Genomic DNA, 18,153 nt, shown 5'->3' with positions numbered 1-18,153 from the left:
TGGACGATTCGGCCGCGCGCCCGCTGGTCACGGTTCCTGGAACACGACCTGGGGGATCGGCGCCGCGGAGCGCGACGGCGTGGCCGGCGGCGGCGGCCCGAACTGCGGCTGCTGCACCGGCACGTGCCGCACCTCGGGCTGCGGCGCCGGACGCGCGGGCGCGGCCGCGACGGGCTGCTCGGTCTTCGGCGCGGCGGCCACCGGCTTCTGCTCCGGCGCGGTCTTCGCGTCGATCGCGTTGCGCGCCGCGGTGATCCACAGCCGCTGCATGTGCTCGTCCCGGCTGCCCTTGATCGTGACGAGCAGTCCGGAGAAGGCACTGCGCAGCTTGGCCGCCAGCGCGGGGCGTTCCCGGATGACCGTCCACAAGGGATGCTGTGCCGGAAGACGGGCCGCGGCGAGGCGCTGGGCATTCACACGGAGTTCCGCGGTGGGCAGTTCAGCCCATGCCACAACGGTCTCGGCATCAAAGGTCACTGGATCAACTCTCTCAGTTACCGTTCCCACCTGCGGGCAGGTGCTCCCGAGATCGGGGAGATGACACCATTCTGGCAGAAACCCGGCCGGGGCGGCCACGAACGGCACGCCGATTCACCGATGTGATGCGAAACTTGTTGCCCGATAGGGCATTTCCGACATCAACGGAAGTAGAGTCGGCGCCGGTGCGTGCCGATCACGTCACTGTCCGGGCGGTGAGCTGGGCGGATGTCCGGCCAGCCGGCGGAACTCGCGGGCCAGGTGAGCCTGGTCGGCGTAGCCGTGCGCGGCCGCCCGATCGGCCAGGTTGCCCTGGTTGTCACGCAGAACTCGCTGGAAGCGCAGGATTCGCGCCAGTGTTTTCGGACCGTATCCGACCGCGGCCCCGACCCGGCGGCGCAGGCTTCGTTCGGACACGCCGAGCCGGTCGGCCAGCGCCAATACCGATAAAGGATTGGGCACGTCAAGAGCCCGGCTGGCTGTCATCACCACCGGATCCAGCGCACCGGCCTCCGGTAGTCGCCCGATCGCAATCCGTTGCACAAGCCGGCCGATGGTCCGGACGCCGGGTTCGCCGTCGAACCGCTCGGCCAGCCCGCGCGCACCCCACAGGTCCTCGACGTCCACGGTCCGGTCCCGCAGCTGTTCCGCCGGGGTCCGGCCGAGCAGCAGCGCACCGGCGCCCGGCCGCAGCCGCAGGCCCACCACCAGGCCGCCGGGCGGCAGCTGGGCCAGCCGCCACCCGGTGTCCGCGCCGACCACCACCAGCCGCCCGTGCAGCCACAACAGGTCCATGCAGCCATCCGGCAGCACCCGCTGCGCCCTGGCCTGCCCGCCGGTCCGGTCGGCCCACAGGCAGGCCGCGTGCGCGCGCAGTGCGCCATCCGGGCGGTACTCCCGGTACCCACTCATCGGCGCCTCCCGGCCGGTCGGCTGGCTGGCCGTTTCGTTCAAGACGGTAGTCGCCCGGACGGCCTAGCGTGGGGCCGACCCGTCAAGGAGGAAGCACATGACACCGCGTTTCGCCGTGGTCGAGATCCTGGTCGCCGACATGGCCAGGTCGCTGGCGTTCTACCGGGAACTGGGGCTGGCGCTGCCCGCCTCGGCCGACGCCGAGCCGCACGTGGAGCACGAGCTGCCCGGCGGCCTCAAGCTGGCCTGGGACACCGAGGCCACGGTCGCCTCGTTCACCCCGGACTTCACCCCGCCGAAGGGCCGCGGCCGGATCAGCCTGGCCTTCCAGCTGGACACCCCGGCCGAGGTGGACGAGCTGCACGACCGCCTGACCGGCCTGGGCCACAAGAGCGAGCTGACCCCGTTCGACGCGTTCTGGGGCCAGCGCTACGCCGTGGTCGAGGACCCCGACGGCAACGGCATCGACCTGTTCGCCACCCGCTAGGACGCTAGCGCAGCCCGCGGGCCCGATCGACCGTTCGGTTGACGCCTAGGCTCCCGGCATGACCGAGCACGAGCTGCCCGCCGCGGAGTTCGGCTTCCCGGGCCCGTTGCGCGACCGCCTGGTGGCCGCGATCCTCGCCGGCGCGAAAACCTCCACCTCAGCGCTGCTGCTGAGCTACCAGCGCACCGGCACCCCGCTGCCGGAGGCAGGGCAGCGGCGGGCGGTGCTGGACTCCGCCGGCCGGTCGGTAGGGGTGATCGAGATCACCGGGGTGCGGGTGCTGCGGCTGGCCGAGGTCGATCTCCAGCACGTGCTGGACGAAGGCGAGGGCGACGAGACCGTGGCCCAGTGGCGGACCGGGCACGAGGAGTTCTGGCACAGCCCGCAGGTGCGCGCGGAGCTGGGTGATCCCGGCTTCACCGTGGATGACGACACGCTGGTGCTGGCGCAGCGGTTCCGGCTGGTGACCCCGGGCGGGTGAGGCCGCCCGGGGTCACGCCGGTCAGTCCTTGCGGGCGAGCAGCCGGTAGGCGCTGGAGGCGCCGTACTTCTTCGACAGCGGGGAGAGCAGCCGGTCGGTCAGCGCCGCGGTGACCAGCGCCGGGGCCGCCGCGATCATCGTCGCGGTCCGTCCGGCCCTGGCGCCGGGGGTCGGTGGCTGGGGCGCCCAGGGCACGTTGTCGCGGGGGGCGTAGTGGTTGACCGCGTTCCAGGCGGCGCCGACGAGGTCGAGGGGTTCGTGGGGTTCGCCGCGTTGTTCGGCGACCACGGTGAAGCCCATCTCGGACAGGGCGGCGCGCAGGTTGCCGATGGGCACGAAGTGCAGGTGCTGGGGCTGGAGCCAGGGCAGCCACCACTTGCCGAGCAGCTTGCCCCAGCGGGACTCCGGGTCCGGCACCTCGATCATCAGGTGGCCGCCGGGCTTGAGCACCTTGAGCGCGGCCTCCAGCTCCTGGCGCGGGTCGCGGCTGTGCTCCAGGTAGTGGTACATGCTGACCACGTCGTAGCTCTCGTGGATCTCGGCGGCCAGCTCCGGGAACAGGCCCCGGTAGCCGCGGTCGACCCAGCCGCGGTGCTCGGCCAGCTCCACGCCCTCGGTGATGTCCAGGCCGTCGAAGGTGGTCTGCGGCCACACCTGGCGGGCGGCGTTGCAGAAGTGCCCGTGCCCGGTGCCCACGTCCAGCCAGGACTCCGGTTCGGCGAAGGGCCGCAGCATCTCCGCGCGCGGCTGGTAGGCGACTCCGCGCGCGGCGAAGAGCTTGTCCAGCTTGTCCTCGCCGAGGCCGTCGTAGAAGTCGCGGTAGTAGAAGTCCAGTCCGGCGATGGTCAGCCGCGGGTTCTGGAAGATGTGCGTGCAGGCCCGGCAGCGGTCCAGGGTGAACTCGCCGGGCTTGTGCTGCAACAGGTCCGGCAGCCGGAGGTGGGTGGCCAGGTCGGTGCTGCCGCACCACGGGCAGTCGGTGCGGCGCGGCTCGAAGAACTTGGCCACCCCGTCGGCCAGCTCGGCCAGGTAGGCCGGGCGCAGCCTGGTCACCGGGTCCGGATCGTCCGAAGTGGACAGTCGGGCCTCGGAGATGGCGGCCAGCAGGCGTTTCGGCTCGGCGACGACCCGGCGCACGCTGTAGGAGAGCAGGTCGACCGGCTTGAGGCTGCGGCTGCCGGCGAAGACCACCGCGGGCTGGGCGGACCAGGCGGCCAGCAGCGCGGCCGTCCAGCCGGGACCGAGCACCGAGCTGCCGGCCATGACGGCCAGCCAGCCCAGCCGGGGGCCGAGCTCGCCGGCGGTCTTGCGGCCGTGGTAGCGGGCCAGGATCCGGGCGTCGTCCTCGACGATCTCCGGCGAGCTGGTCAGCCGGGGGCTGACCACCAGGTCGGTGCTGTCGGGGGCGTGCAGCTTGAGCTTGGCCGCGGCGTGGCCGAGCTCGGCGGCGTCCCGGCCGCCGTGTCCCGCCGGGTAGCCCGCGGCGTGCAGCACGCCGTCGTCGGCGAGCACCGCGTGCCAGGCGCCCGCGCCCCTGGCCTGCCGGTCGGTGCGGTAGTTGGCCGGGTCCACGGTGCGCAGCAGGTCCATGGCCTGCGCGGTGGGCAGGTCCCTCGGCACCAGTTCCAGCGCGCACAGGCCCTCGGCCTTGGCGTGCGCGCGGGCGGCGTTGAGGGTGGGGCCGTCCACGGTGACGCCGTCGGCGTGCAGCAGGCGGTACCGGTCGTCGCCGGGGGCCGGGCGTTCCGGCAGGGTGCGCAGACCGGCCAGGCGACGGCGCAGCGCGGCGGTGTCGAGCACCAGACCGGCCAGGAGCGCGGCCTGGACGCCACGGCGCAGCCAGGTCCGGGCAGTGGAACGCGGGCTCACTCGGAGATCCTTCCGATGGCGATGGGTGCGGCGAGCTGCTCCAGGCGCAGCGCGGCGGCCTGCGAGCCGCCCGCGGCGGTGAAGGACTGGGCGAGGCGGCGGGCGGCCTCGCGGTAACCCGGCTCGTCGAGCACGGTGGCGACCGCGTCCCTGATGTGCGCGGCACCGGCCCTGGTGAACCGCAGGCGGATGCCCGCTCCGGCGTCGGCGACCTGTTGCGCGATCACCGGCTGGTCGTCCCTGATCGGCGCCACCACCAGCGGCAGGCCGTGGCTGAGGGACTCGCAGACGGTGTTGTGCCCGGCGTGGCAGACCACCGCGTCGACCTTGGGCAGCAGCGCCAGCTGCGGCACCCTGGTCGCGGTGATCACGTTGTCCGGCACCGAGGTCACCGTGCCCGCGGGGTCGACCAGCACGGCCTGGACCCGGTCGGCCAGCTCGCCCATGGCCTCGGCGGCCGCGCGCAGGAACCGTTCCCCGGCGTCGGCGTTGGCAGTGCCGAGACTGATCAGCACCTTCGCCCGCTCATCCAGTCGTTCCCACGGAAACGGTGTGCTGTCAGGACGTTCGGTGATCGACGGGCCGACGAAGGCGACCCGGTCGAAGGCGGAGTCCAGCTCTCCCACCAGTTCCCTGGTGGTGAAGGCGAGGGTGAGGTGCGGGGAGTAGCGCAGGTCGGTCTTCCCGGCCACCGCCGCCCGCGCCCGCATCCCGGCCATGGTCTCCTGGACCCATTCCACGACCTTCGGCATGCCGCGCAACGGATCGGTGAACTCCGCGGAGGTGGTCGCCGAGGTCGCCCAGGGCAGCCCGAGCCGCAGCGCGGCCAGCGCGCCGGCCATCGCCTGCTGGTCCACCACGAGCAGATCCGGCTGGAACTCCCCGATCGCGGCCTCCACATCCGGCAGCATCGACTCGGCCAGCGGCACCAGGAACTTCTCCCACAGGAACTTCAGCGCCCCCGGCCCGCGCAGGTCGGCCGGCCGCTCCTCGACCTCGGCCGGGGTGGCGCAGTCGTAGACCGTCGCCGCCGCAGGGGTGAGCTGCCGCAGGAACTCGGCGTGCCCCGCCCAGGCCACCTGGTGCCCGCGCGCGGAGAGCGCAGCGCCGAGCCCGATGGTCGGGTTGACGTGCCCGAACAGTGGCGGGACCACAAAAAGTACTCTCACACCCCGACCTTCGCCCCGTGTCCGGCCAGCCAGTCCAGCAGCAGCTCACGCATCACCTTGGGCGCCTCCACCAGCACCGAGTGCTCCTGCCCCGGCACGATCACCGTGCGGCAGTGCGGCAACGCGGCTTCCAGCACCGGCGCCTGCTCGGCCAGGTCGGACTCGCTGCCGTACACCGCGAGCACCGGCGCGGTGATGCCGGCGACCTGCTCGGCGGTGAGCACCGGCCCGGTGGGCAGCTCGTCGGCGATCGCGGTGGCGTGCAGCATCCGCCCGGCGGCCTTGGCCAGCTTGGAGGTGTGCCCGCCCCGGTTCTCGGTGATCCACTCCAGCGCTTCGGCCTGTTGCAGCTGTTCGCGTGCCCGGCCCAGCGTCTCGGCCATCTTCACCGACCAGGCCTGGCTGGTCGGCTCGGACTCGATCACCAGGATGCTGGCCACCCGGGCGGGGTGGGTGGCGGCGAAGCTGAAGGACACCGTGCCGCCGTAGGAGTTGCCGACCAGGTGCACCGGCCCGGTGATCTCCAGCTCGTCCAGCAGCGCGGCCAGGTCGGCCACCGCGTCGGAGACCCGGTAGCCGTGCTCGGCGCGCTCGCTGCGGCCGTGGCCGCGCAGGTCGTAGGCCACCACCTGGTGTCCCGCCGCGGCCACCGGCCCGGCGAGGGTGAAGTAGAAGCTGGCCAGGCTGTCGGTGCCCAGGCCGTGGACGAACACCACGGTCGGCGGCTCTGCCACCGTGGTGTTCTTGGCCGCCATCCGCTGCACGTGCATGCGGATGCCGTTGGCCTGCACGACCGCCAAGGTCAGTTCCCCCCGTCCAGCGCGCCGACCACGTAGTCGACGAGCTGGCCAACGGTCAGCGCGATGATCTCCTCGAGCTCGAGCTCGGCGATGAACTCGGCGAAGTTGACCCGGGAGCCGTAGCGCTCCTGCAGCTCGGCGGCGAGCGCGACCAGGTCGATGCTCTCCAGCTCCAGGTCGTCGTGGAAGGTCGACTCCATCCGGACCTCCACCTCGTCAAAACCGTACTCGCCAAGGACTTTGTGCAACATCACCGTGATGTCGGACAGCACGGCCTCGGGCGTCATCCGGACGAGCGACAGGGGCGCTTCCGTGATTTCCACCGAATATCTCCTATTCCTTGGTCCAGGCGACCACGTACTCGCCTGCGATCTCACCGTCAGGGTCGGTGATGACGGTCCACGTCACCGGGGTCGTGCTGCCGGTGGCGCCGCGGACGGTGAGCGTGTCACCCTCCGCGCCGACCACCTCGTACTCGGCGGCCTGGCCGCCGTGGGCCCGCGCGGCCGCGGTCAGCGCGGCGGCGAAGGCGGTGTTGTCGGGACTGTCCTCGACCGCGCGGATGTCGATGCCGGTGGGCACCTGGCCGTCGCGGGCGAAGGCCACGCCGACGCCGTCCTGCTGCGCGGTGCAGACGGTCAACGGCGGCAACGGGTTGCGGCCCGCGACCGTGGCCTCCCCGGTGACGGTCAGCTCCACCGGGAACATCGGTCCGGCGCCGCCGTCCCACAGGTGCTGGCGCACCGCGTCCTTGACCGCCATCCGCCCGAGCAGCCACCGCCGCCGCACCCTCGGCGAGGTGGCCTCGTACTCGGCGCGTTCGGCGGCGTTGAGGTAGATGCGCATCATCAGGTCGCGGGAGGCGACATCGGGCCAGCGTTCCCACACCACCAGGAAACCGGCGTCGCGGCGTTCGGAGAGCCGGTTGTGCTCGGGGAAGCGCTCGACCTTCTTGGTGTTCTCGTTGCTGGCGAAGCGCCGGTCCAGCCAGGCGTCGATCTCGCACCACACCCGGCCCTCGTGCACCAGCTGCATGGCGCCGCCGAAGACGGTGTCGGTGAGCTCGGTGATCCGCACCAGGCAGTCCAGCCGCGCGCCGGGTTCGGGCTCGGGGCCGAAGAAACGGATGCGGTCCATGGACATCGGGAACACCACGCGCTTGTCGGTGACGTTCTCCATGATCCAGTACCCGAAGACCTGGCCGACGTTGTCCAGCAGCGCGCCCGGCCCGCCGGGCACGGTGACCTCACCGCGGATGTGGTGCTCGCCGATGCCCTCCAGCGCGGTGACGCCTTGGTAGAGCGGGCCGTGGAACATGAACCGCTCGTCGTAGAGCTGCCGTGCGGTGATCTTCGGCGCCCACTCGCGTTCGGCGAAGGTCCACACCGGCAGGTCGGCGGCCGGGTAGGCGGGGGCGAGCGCGACCTCGGCCTCGGCGTTCTGGCCGAGGGTCACCTTGACCCGGTTGGCGGACATCGGGGTGACCGTGATCTCGACCTGCGTCGGCGGCGCCACCACCAGCCAGCGGAACAGCCGCACGTTGTGCACGGTGACCGCGCGCTGGCCGGGCGCGGCCGCTTCGGCGGCGTCCATCATGTGCTTGATCATCGTGGTGGCCGGGACCACCGGGAAGCGGTCGGTGTCGTCGGGCCAGTCGGCCGGGGTGCGGTAGAAGCTGTGGTCGCGCAGGTAGGGCATGGTCTCGGTGGAGACGTGCAGCGTGGTCCGCAGCGGCTGCGGCGGTGCGGGCGCGGCGACCCTGGCGACCGGCGCGCTACCCACTGCGCCCAGCACGGCGGTCGCGGTGTCGGCGGTGTCCCTGAGCAGGCCGCCGAGTTCGCCTGCCAGCGGGAACTGGGCGGCCAGCCGGTCCAGTTCGGCGAAGGCCCCGCCGAGGTCGCCCACCGGCGCGGGCGGGCGGGCCGGGGCGACCGCGGCCTTGATCGCGCCGGGCAGGTCGCCGCCGAGCCGGACCGTGGTCGCGGACAGGTCCAGCGGGATCTCCTTGCCGGCGCGGGTTTTCCGCGGGGCCGGGTCGAGCCGGTCGGGGTGGGTGGGCGCGCCTTCGGCCCACAGTCCGGTGAGCACCCGGCGCAGCTGGCCCAGGCCGCTGACCTTGGGGCTGTTCGCCGAGATGGACAGGTGTTCCTGCCCGGCAAGGCAGTCCGAGACCAGGGTGCTCAGCGCGCCGGTGCCGACCTGGATGAAGGCCCGGACTCCCGCGGCGTGCATGGCCTGCACCAGCGGGCGGAACCGGACCGGTTCCAGCAGGTGCCGGATGAACAGCTCTCGTTTGGCCTGCTCGCCTTCGGGGAAGGGCGCGGCGGTGGTGGCCGACCACATCGGGATGCTCGGCTCGTGCAGCCGGAACCCGGCCGCGGCCTCCCGGATCGGGTCCAGGTAGGGGGCGAGCATGGGGGTGTGGAAGCCGGAGCGGAAGGGCAGCACCTGGCCGAGCACGTTCTTCGCGCGCAGTTCCAGCACCAGCTCCTGCACCACGGGTTCCAGGCCGCAGACGATGGACTGGTTGGGCGCGTTGTCGTGGGAGAGCACCACGCCGTGCCGTCCGGCCATCACCTCGGTGACCCGGTCCGCGCCGCAGCCGAAGGCGGCGAAGACCACGCCGGGCACGCGCAGCGAGTCCGGGTCGAACCCGGCCAGGAACTCGTCGATCTGGGTCTGCTCGTAGATGCCGCTGGTGATCATCGCGGTCCACTCGCCGACGCTGTGCCCGGCGATGTGGTCGGGCTGGACGCCGAGCTTGCGCAGCACGGTGTCCAGTAACCGGCCGACGCCGACCACGCCCGCGCCGTGCGCGCCCACGTTGCCGGTGTCCAGGCCGGGCACGGTGAGGCCGAAGTGCGCGGCCACGTCGTCCACCCTGGGCTCGAAGTCGGCTTCCAGGCCGGGGTAGACGAAGGCGACCTTGCCGCCGTTGGCCAGTAACGGTTCCGGGCTGAACCAGACGTCGTTGCGGCCGCGCCAGGCGACCTGCTTGCCGACCACCTTGCGCGCGATGCCGAGCCGTTTCGCGGTGGGCGCGACGATGCCCAGCCTGCATCCGTCCTCAGTGGACGGTGCGGTGGAGCGGATCTCGGCGTCGGGCAGGTCGAGCAGCTCGGCCATGCGGGCCGGGGTGGGCGCGCTGATGGTGAGCACCCGCTCCGGCTCGGTGACCGTGATTGCCGGGCGGTCCACTGTGGACGGTGCTTCTTCGAGGACCACGTGGGCGTTGATGCCGCCGAAGCCGAAGGCGTTGACCGCGGCCCGCCGCACGTCCTGGCCCTCGGAGAGCTCCCAGGGCTGCGCGGTGTCCAGGGGCCGGAACCGGGTCTGGGCGAGGTCGGCGTGCGGCTGTTCGCAGTGCAGGGTGGGCAGCAGCACCTGCCGGTGCAGCGCCAGCGCGGCCTTGACCAGGCTGGCCACGCCGGCGGCCGGCATGGTGTGGCCGATCATCGACTTGACCGAGCCGATCACCGCACTGGGGCCCTCGGAGCCGAAGACCCGTTGCAGGGTGGCCAGTTCCGCGCCGTCCCCGGCCGGAGTGGCGGTGCCGTGCGCTTCCAGCAGACCGACCGAGCCGGGCGCGGCGGGATCGAGTCCGGCGGCGGCCCAGGCTCGTTGCAGGGCGAGGACCTGGCCCTCGGGCTCGGGGTTGAACAGGCTGGCGCTGCGGCCGTCGCTGGCCACGCCGGTGCCGCGGATCACCGCGTACACCCGGTCGCCGTCCCGCTGGGCGTCGGCAAGTCGTTTCAGCACAACGACTCCGGTGCCCTCGCCGATCAGGATGCCGTCGGCGCGGCGGTCGAACGGCCGGATCTGCTGGTCCTTGGACAGCGCCCGGAGCTGGGAGAACACGCTCCAGAAGGTGACGTCGTGGCAGTGGTGCACGCCACCGGCCAGCATCACGTCGCAACGCCCGGCGGCCAGTTCGGTGACCGCCTGGTCGACCGCGACCAGGCTGGAGGCGCAGGCGGCGTCCACGGTGTAGGCGGGGCCGCGCAGGTCGAGGCGGTTGGCGATGCGGGAGGCGGCCAGGTTGGGCACCAGGCCGATCGCGGACTCCGGGGAGGCCGGGCCGAGCTGGTCGACGAAGGCCTGCCGGACCGCGGCCAGCTGGTCCGCGCCCAGGTCGGGCAGCAGGTCGCCGAGGGTCTTGGCCAGCTGGTGGGCGGTGCGCACCCGCTGGTCCAGGCGCACCAGGCCGGGGGTGAGGTAGCCGCCGCGGCCGAGCACCACGCCGATCCGGTCCGGCGCGGGCAGCCTGTCCTGCCCGCCGGCGTCGGCGATGGCGGCCGCGGCCACCCGCAGCGCGATCAGCTGGTCGGGTTCGGCGCCGGCGACCGAGTTCGGCATGATGCCGAAGCTCACCGGGTCGAAGCTGGCCTCGACGAACCCGCCGCGGCGGCAGTAGACCTCCTCCGCCTTGGCCGCTCCGGCGGCCGAACCGGGGTGGTAGAAGTCGGCGTCCCAGCGGTCGGCGGGCACCTCGGTGATGGCGTCGACGCCGTTGACCAGGTTGTGCCAGTAGGACTCCAGGTCGCGAGCGCCGGGCAGCAGCACGGCCATCCCGACGATCGCGACCGGGGTGGACTGGGTCATGGTCACCAGCCCGAGGCGGAGTAGACGACCGAGCGGACCGCGCCGCCACCCCAGGCGAGCTCCCGCAGCAGCGCCAGGGTGCCCTCCTCGGGGTCGATCAGCTCGATGCCGCGCCGGGTGTAGGACTGCATCAGCTCAGGGGTGACCATGCCGCCGTGCTTGGCCGAGGGCGCCCACGGTCCCCAGTGGACGGTCAGGCCGCGGCCGCCGGTGCGCTCCGACCAGGTGATGCCCAGGGCCTCCAGGGCGTCGTTGGCCGCGGCGTAGTCCACCTGGCCGCGGTTGCCCAGCGCGGCGGCGATGCTGCCGAACAGGACCGCGAACCGGGGGCCGGTCTCGCCGAGGTCGGAGACGGCCTCCAGGAGCTGGCGGGCGCCGTCGACCTTGGTGCCGAAGACCCGGCGGAAGCTCTCGATGTCCTTCTCCGCCAGCAGCTTGTCCTCGATCACGCCCGCGGCGTAGACCACGCCGTCCAGGCGGCCGTGCTCGGCGTGGATCTCCTTGACCAGCTGGCGCAGCGCGTCGTGGTCGCGCACGTCCACCGAGTGGTAGCGGGCCTGGCTGCCCAGCGCGGTGAGCCCGTCCACAGTGGACTGAACTTCGCGCTGGGCCAGGATGCGGCTGGCGGTGCGCTCGATCTCGGCCGGGTTGCGCAGGCCCTGCTGGATCAGCGCGGCCCGCAGCTGGGTCTTGTCGGTGGCCGCCCTGGTGGCGGGGTCCTCGGCCTCGGTGGCGGGTGCGGTGCGGCCGACCAGTTCGATCCGGCAGCCGCTGGCCGCGGCGACGGTGGCGGCGAACTGGGCGGTGATGCCCCTGGCGCCGCCGACCAGCAGCACCACCGACTCGCGGTCCAGGCCGATCGCGCTGGCCTCGGTGGAGCCGTCCCCGGCAGGGCCCGCGCCCAGGCCGAGCGAGCCGAGCGGGGTGGCCACCATCTCCAGCGCCTGCCGCCCGCCGTCCCGGCGCAGCACCACCGGGTGCCGGTCGGAGGCGAGGATCTCGGCGAAGAGCGCGGCGGCCGGGTCGGTGTCGGTCTCCACCAGGCTGGCGTGGGTGTCCGGGTACTCGCGGGCGACGGTGCGGAACAGCCCGCGCAGCCCGGCGGCCCGGCCGAGCTGGCTCGGCGCGGCGGCGAGCAGCCAGCTGACGCCGCGCACCAGCGCGGACTGGAAGGCGGGGAAGGTCTCCGGCAGAACGGGAAGGTCGCCGTCGGCCAGCGCGTCCAGGAAGACCACGCCGTCGATCCGGCCGTCGGCCTCGGTGAGCACGCGGGCGGTGGACTCGATCCGGGCCTGCGCGCCGTTCTCCAGCAGCAGCGCGGAGAGCTCGTTCGCGCCGGTGCCGCCGAAGAGGATGAACCGCTTGCCCGCCAAGGTTTCCACGCCGACCGGGGCGGCGGAGGAGATGTCGACCGGGGTGAGCAGGAACCGCTTGGGCGCGATGCCGCCGGAGGCCGCGGGGACTGCCGCTGGGGCCACCGGAGCCGGGATCACGGCCACGGGTTCCGGCGTGGCGGCGGGAGCGCCGGACTTGGCCGCCAGCCAGCCCGCGATCGAGGCCGCGGTGCGGGCCTTGGCCAGGTCTTCCAGCTCAGCGTCGCCGAGGCTGGCCGCGTCCATCCCGTCACCGAGCTTGGCGGCCAGCTCACCGGCGATCTCGGTGCGCTTGATGGAGTCGATGGACAGGTCGGCTTCCAGGTCCAGGTCCGGCTCGATCATGTCGATCGGGTAGCCGGTCCGGTCGCTGATGATCTGCAACACGGTGTCCAGCAGTTCGGCCTCGCTCGGCCCACTGGCCGCGACCGGCGCGGGAGCAGCGGCCGGGGCCGGGGCGACCTTTCCGCCCAGCCAGGCCGAGATCGCCGCCGCGGTGCGGGCCTTGGCGAGGTCCTCCAGCTCGGCGTCGGACAGGCTGGCCGCGTCCATCCCACCACCCAGCTTGGCAGCCAGCTCACCGGCGATCTCGGTGCGCTTGATGGAGTCGATGGAGAGGTCGGCTTCCAGGTCGAGGTCGGGTTCGATCATGTCGATCGGGTAGCCGGTGCGGTCGCTGATGATCTGCAGCACGGTGCCCAGCACGTCCACAGTGGACGGAGCGGGCGCGGGAACCGGTGCGGCGACTGGTGCTACGACCGGGGCGGGCGCGGCGACCGGCTGCACCACCGGGGCGAGCGGGGCCTGCGCGACCGCTGGCAGCTGCTGGATCACCTGCGGCACCACGTGCTGGGTGCCGGGCGCGGTGCCGAAGTAGGTGAGCAGCACATCGCGCTGGGCGGCCAGGATCTCCCGGCTGGTCCGCAGGAACTCGCTGACCAGGGCGTCGTGCTGACCAGCTGGCTGGGGCTGCGGCTGGCTCATGGTGGTGGTCTCCAGGTGGACGCGGCGGGCCGGGGCCAGGCCGCCGGTGAGGTAGCCGCCGTCGGCGGTGCGCACGATGTGGCCGTCGATGGTCCAGCCGGCGCGCTTGGGCAGGGGGGTGGCCGAGACGTCGCGGGCGTCGCGGCCCTGGAACAGCCAGCCGGTGCGCAGGGACACCCCGGCGGTGGCCAGTTCGGCGAGTGCGCCGAGGAAGCCGCGCAGACCGCTGTCCGCGCTGGGCTCCACGGTGACCGTGGTGTGCGGCCGGTCGCCGAGGATGTCCTTGACCAGCCGGGAGAGCACCTTGCCCGGCCCGGCCTCGACGAAGACCCTGGCGCCGTCGGCGTACATGGCCTCGACCTGGTCGACGAAGCGCACCGGGGAGCCGATCTGCGCGGCCAGTTCGGCGCGCACGTCGGCGGCGTAGGGACTGGCGGTGCGGTTGGCCCACACCGGGATCTCCGGAGTGTGGATGTCCACAGTGGACAGGACCTGCGCGAACCGGTCGCCGGCCGCGGCGACCAGTGGGCTGTGGAAGGCGCAGGCCACCGGGATCGGCTTGGCGCTCAGGCCGGCCGCCTTCAGCTCGGCGACCGCCTTGCCGACGCCCTCGGTGGTGCCGGAGATGACGATCTGCTTGGGCGAGTTGTGGTTGGCCAGCACCACTTCGCCGCTGAGTCCGGCCTGCTCCAGGACCTCGATGACCGCGGGGGCTTGACCGGAGACCGCGGCCATGGTGCCCGGGTCGCCACCGGCGGCCTCGGCGGCGGCCAGGATCGACTCGGCGCGGGCGGCGGAGATCGCCAGCAGCGTGTCCGGGTCGATCGCGCCCGCCGCGGCCAGCGCGACCAGCTCGCCGTAGCTGTGCCCGGCCACCAGGTCGGCCCGCACGCCGAGCTTGCCGAGCAGCTGGTGCACGGCGAGTCCGGCGATGCCCAGCGCGGGCTGGGCGGTCCTGGTGTCACGCAGCCGGGCCTCGTTGTCCTTGGCCACCGCGGAGTCGAAGGCCGCCGGCGGGAACAGCAGGTCGGCGTACTTGTGGCCGCGCTGCAACAGGTGCTGCACCTCGGGGAAGGCCACGAACAGCTCGGCCAGCATCCCGGTGCGCTGGCTGCCCTGGCCGGGGAAGAGCAGGGCCAGCTTGCCGGATTCGGTGTGCCCGGCCAGGTAGACGCCCTCGGCCGGGTCGTGTTCCCCGGCGACCGCGCGGCGCAGCTGGCCGACCAGGCCGTCCAGGCTGTCCGCGACCACGGCCACCTGCACCGGTTCGGTGCGAGCGTCGGCGGTGCGGGCGGCGGTGCGCGCGAGGTCCCGCAGCCGCCAGGGGCGGCCGCCGGTGTCGTTGGCCGCGGCCAGTTCGAGGAGCTTCTCGATGGACTTGGCGGCCGCGCGCAGGTCGGCGCCGCGGAAGGTGAACAGCTCGGCGGGCCAGGCGTCCACGCTGTGCCGGGGGGCGGGCTGGTCGACCGCGGCGAGCACGGTGTGGAAGTTGGTGCCGCCGAAGCCGAACGCGCTCACCCCGGCGACCCGCTTGGCCGGTTCGGTGGCCCAGGGCCGGGCCGCGGTGTGGAAGACGAACGGGCTGGAGTCCTTGTCCCAGGCCGAGTTCGGCGTTTCCACGTGCAGGGTGGGCGGTTTGACGCCGGTGTGCAGCGCGAGCGCGGCCTTGATCAGCCCGGCCAGTCCCGCCGCGCACTTGGTGTGCCCGATCTGGGACTTCACCGAGCCGATCGCGCAGGTCCCCGGCTGGGCCCCGGCCTCGGTGAACATCGTGGTCAGGGTGGCCAGCTCGGTGCGGTCGCCGACCACGGTGCCGGTGCCGTGCGCCTCCACCAGGCCGACCTCGGCGGGGGAGAGGTGCGCGTTGGCGTAGGCCCGCTCCAGCGCCGCGCGCTGGCCCTCGGGGCGCGGGGCGGTGAGGCCGAGGGACTTGCCGTCGCTGGCCGAGCCGAGGCCCTTGACCACCGCGTAGATCTTGTCGCCGTCCCGCTGGGCGTCGGAAAGTCGTTTCAGCGCAACGCAGGCCACGCCTTCACCGAGGGCGATGCCGTCGGCGGTGGCGTCGAAGGTGCGGCTGCGGCCGGTGGCCGAGAGCGCGTGCACCGAGGCGAAGAGCAGGTAGTCGTTGATGCCGTTGTGCAGGTCCGCGCCGCCGCAGAGCACCAGGTCGCTGGTGCCGTTGACCAGTTCCTTGCAGGCCACGTCCAGCGCGGCCAGCGAGGAGGCGCAGGCGGCGTCCACGGTGTAGTTGGCGCCGCCGAGGTCGAGGCGGTTGGCGATGCGGCCGGAGATGACGTTGGCCAGCATGCCGGGGAAGGAGTCCTCGGTCAGCGGCGGCAGCTGGTCCACCAGTTCCTTCGGCAGGCTGTCCAGGTAGGCGGGCAGCACCGCGCGCAGGGTGGTGGCGTTGGACAGGTCGGAACCGGCCTCGGCGCCGAAGACCACCGAGGCGCGGGAGCGGTCGAACTCGCGGTCGCCGTCGTACCCGGCGTCCCGCAGCGCCCGGCGGGCCACCTCCAGTGCGAGCAGCTGCACCGGTTCGATGCTGGCCAGCGAGGTGGGCGGGATGCCGTAGCTGAGCGGGTCGAACGGGATCCGCGGCAGGAACCCGCCCCAGCGCGAGGGGGTGCGGTCGTTGATGTTCTTGCCGGTCGCGTCGGGGGAGTAGTAGGTGGCGGCGTCCCAGCGCTCGGCCGGGACCTCGGTGACCGCGTCCACGCCGCCGACGATGTTGGCCCAGAAGCTGGCCAGGTCGGGGGAGTCGGGGAAGACGCAGGCCATGCCGACGATGGCCACGTCCAGCGGCGGCGGCGCGACCGGCTGGGTGCGCGCGGCGGCCAGGCCGAGTCGCCGGCCGAGCAGTTCCCGTTGCGCGGCAAGGAACTCCGCCGCGTCGCCGGTGACCGACTCGTGCAGCGCGGCCACCGTGGTGACCTCATCGCGCAGCACCGCGACCTGACCGGCCATGAACAGGCCGTCGGCGAGCTGCTCGGTCTCGTCGGCGGCGACGAGGTCGTTGCCCTCGCGGCGGATGCCCTTGCTGGCGATGCGCAGGCGGCCGACGTTGAGGCTTTCCAGGTGCTCCCAGACCTCCCGGTCCGGCACGCCCTTGGCGGTCAGCTCGGCCTTGATCGCCTGGAAGCTGTCGGCGAACGGGCTGGTGACGCAGCGGGTGGCGTGGCCGGGGGCGGTCTCCAGCAGCTCGGTGCCCTCGGCGGCCAGCACCTGCTGCTGGAACAGGGGTTGCACCGCGCCGGCGCTGACCGCCTCCTGGGTGAACAGGTAGGCGGTGCCCATCAGCACGCCGATCCCGACGCCCTTGGCGGCCAGCGGCGCGGCCATCGCGGCGACCATGGCGGCCGAGCGCGCGTCGTGCACACCCCCGGCGAAGAGCACCTGGAGGTCGCCGCCGGTCTTGTTGCCCAGGTGGTCGAGCAGCACCGAGATCTGGGCTTCCCACAGGGCGAAGCTGGCGCGCGGGCCGACGTGCCCGCCGCATTCGCTGCCCTCGAAGATGAACCGGCGCGCGCCGGCCTCCACGAACTGCTTGAGCAGGCCGGGGGAGGGCACGTGCAGGAAGGTCGTGATGCCGACCTCCTCCAGCGCGGCGGCCTGCGAGGGGCGGCCACCGGCGATGATCGCGTGCGTGGGCCGCAGCTCGCGGATGACTTCCAGCTGCGCGGCCCTGGTGTCCTCCGGCGCGAACCCGAGCACGCCGACGCCCCACGGGCGCTCGCCCAGCGCGGCGGCGGTCTCGGTCATCATCCGCCGGGTCTGCTCCTTGCCCGCCAGGGCGAGTGCGACGAAGGGCAGGCCGCCGCCGGTGGCCACCTCGGCGGCGAAGGCGGCCTGGTCGCTGACCCTGGTCATCGGGCCCTGCGCGATGGGCAGCGGCACGCCGATGGCCTCGGCGAAGGCCGAACCGGGGCGCAGCACCGAGTCCAGGGCGTCCTGGGTGAGCGCGGCGGTGATCGCGTCGCGGACGGCGTGCACCACCCGGCCGGTGGTGCGGTAGCGCTCGGCGAAACGGGCGGCCAGGAAGATGTCCTGGCCCAGCTCCAGCGCGGGGGCCGGAGTGCGGCCCTTGCGGGCGAGCACCCGGCGGCCGTCGACGACGGCGGTCTCCGAGCCGTCCAGGGTGCGCAGGATGGCCGCGATGGTCTCCGGCAGCTCGGACTCCTCTAGCAGCGCGAGCTGGGTGTCCAGCACCACGCCGGTGGCGCCGCCGAGCACGGCCGCGGCCGCGGTGTGCGTGCCGATGCCGCCGGCCAGCCAGATCGGCAGGTCCAGGCCGGGGGTGGCGATGAGCTTCTGCAGCAGCACGAAGGAGCTGAGCTCGCCGACCAGCCCACCGGCCTCGTTGCCGCGGGCGATCAGCCCGGCGGCCCCGGCGGCGGCCGCGGCGCGGGCCTGCTCCACGGAGGTGATCTCTGCCAGCACGCGGTAGCGGGCGGCGATGTCAGCGAGTTGCCAAGAGCTGTCCCCGGTCAACACGACCGTGTCAACCTCGGTGGGGAGGTCGGCGGGGGTCAGCGCGCAGCCCGAGGGCACGCGCACACCGAAGGGACCGGACACCCAGCGCTGGGCGAGGGCGAGTGCTTCCCGAGTCGACCGGGCGCCGGTGCCGAGGTCGAGAACTCCGAGTCCGCCTGCTTGGCGGACCGCTGCGACGAGACGTGCGTTGGCCTCGCCGAAGGGGGTAACCCCGAGGACGAGCTCACGCCGTTCCGACTGCGCGGCCATGGAGCCTCCGTTGATCAACAACAACCTGTGGACGGGCAGGATCCAGCTAGTGACCCGATTGGCTGAATCGAAACGGGAAGCTAGCGGTGCAGGCAGTAATTCATCAACGGTTGAAATGTGGTCTTGAGTGGCCCTCAAGGGAAAATTGAGTGGCTCTCAAGTATTCGGCGCTCCCGCTTTGGCTCTCGGGTCCTGGTGTCTTCTTCAGCAATTCGGCACAAATGCCGTGTGCCTGAAGTCACTCAACCGGGCAAAG

Annotated in this window: 10 protein-coding genes; 2 read left to right on the top strand and 8 right to left on the bottom strand. The window is 72.9% G+C overall.

The window, feature by feature from the left end; genetic code table 11:
* Window positions 1–27: 27 nt before the first annotated feature.
* On the bottom strand, window positions 28–477 hold the full coding sequence (locus tag N8J89_RS28365) for a hypothetical protein (RefSeq protein ID WP_283660060.1): 450 nt from the start codon (window positions 475–477) through the stop codon (window positions 28–30).
* A 201-nt stretch (window positions 478–678) separates the two neighbouring features.
* The gene (locus N8J89_RS28360) at window positions 679–1,389 is read right to left on the bottom strand and encodes a helix-turn-helix transcriptional regulator (protein WP_283660059.1); all 711 of its coding nucleotides are present in this window, start codon (window positions 1,387–1,389) and stop codon (window positions 679–681) included.
* A gap of 97 nt (window positions 1,390–1,486) precedes the next feature.
* Between N8J89_RS28360 and N8J89_RS28355 the strand changes: the two genes are divergently transcribed.
* Entirely contained in the window at window positions 1,487–1,876 is a 390-nt protein-coding gene (locus tag N8J89_RS28355) for a VOC family protein (RefSeq protein ID WP_283660058.1), read from the top strand.
* A 58-nt stretch (window positions 1,877–1,934) separates the two neighbouring features.
* Complete coding sequence (locus N8J89_RS28350; RefSeq protein WP_283660057.1) at window positions 1,935–2,357, top strand: ASCH domain-containing protein; 423 nt, start codon at window positions 1,935–1,937, stop codon at window positions 2,355–2,357.
* A 21-nt stretch (window positions 2,358–2,378) separates the two neighbouring features.
* On the opposite strand, the gene N8J89_RS28345 is transcribed toward N8J89_RS28350, so the two are convergent.
* From N8J89_RS28345 to N8J89_RS28320, 6 genes are read right to left on the bottom strand one after another with little or no spacing between them, the layout of a single operon-like run.
* Window positions 2,379–4,226 carry a class I SAM-dependent methyltransferase gene (locus N8J89_RS28345; protein ID WP_283660056.1) on the bottom strand — a complete coding sequence of 616 codons (1,848 nt, stop codon included), beginning with the start codon at window positions 4,224–4,226 and terminating at the stop codon, window positions 2,379–2,381.
* Window positions 4,223–5,395 carry a glycosyltransferase gene (locus N8J89_RS28340; RefSeq protein WP_283660055.1) on the bottom strand — a complete coding sequence of 391 codons (1,173 nt, stop codon included), beginning with the start codon at window positions 5,393–5,395 and terminating at the stop codon, window positions 4,223–4,225. Before N8J89_RS28340 ends, N8J89_RS28345 begins: the two co-directional genes overlap by 4 nt.
* Window positions 5,392–6,186, bottom strand: coding sequence for an alpha/beta fold hydrolase (locus N8J89_RS28335; protein WP_283666268.1), 795 nt, complete (start codon window positions 6,184–6,186; stop codon window positions 5,392–5,394). The genes N8J89_RS28340 and N8J89_RS28335 overlap by 4 nt, the downstream gene beginning before the upstream one ends.
* 11 nt (window positions 6,187–6,197) lie before the next feature.
* Window positions 6,198–6,497, bottom strand: coding sequence for a phosphopantetheine-binding protein (locus N8J89_RS28330; RefSeq protein ID WP_502868504.1), 300 nt, complete (start codon window positions 6,495–6,497; stop codon window positions 6,198–6,200).
* A gap of 31 nt (window positions 6,498–6,528) precedes the next feature.
* Window positions 6,529–10,797, bottom strand: coding sequence for a beta-ketoacyl synthase N-terminal-like domain-containing protein (locus N8J89_RS28325; protein ID WP_283660054.1), 4,269 nt, complete (start codon window positions 10,795–10,797; stop codon window positions 6,529–6,531).
* Between the two features lie 2 nt (window positions 10,798–10,799).
* Window positions 10,800–17,897, bottom strand: a complete 7,098-nt coding sequence (locus N8J89_RS28320) for a type I polyketide synthase (protein WP_283660053.1) — start codon at window positions 17,895–17,897, stop codon at window positions 10,800–10,802.
* Window positions 17,898–18,153: the final 256 nt, after the last annotated feature.

The organism is Crossiella sp. CA-258035 (assembly GCF_030064675.1).
Lineage (GTDB): Bacteria > Actinomycetota > Actinomycetes > Mycobacteriales > Pseudonocardiaceae > Crossiella.
This window is presented reverse-complemented; position numbering and strand designations above follow the sequence as displayed.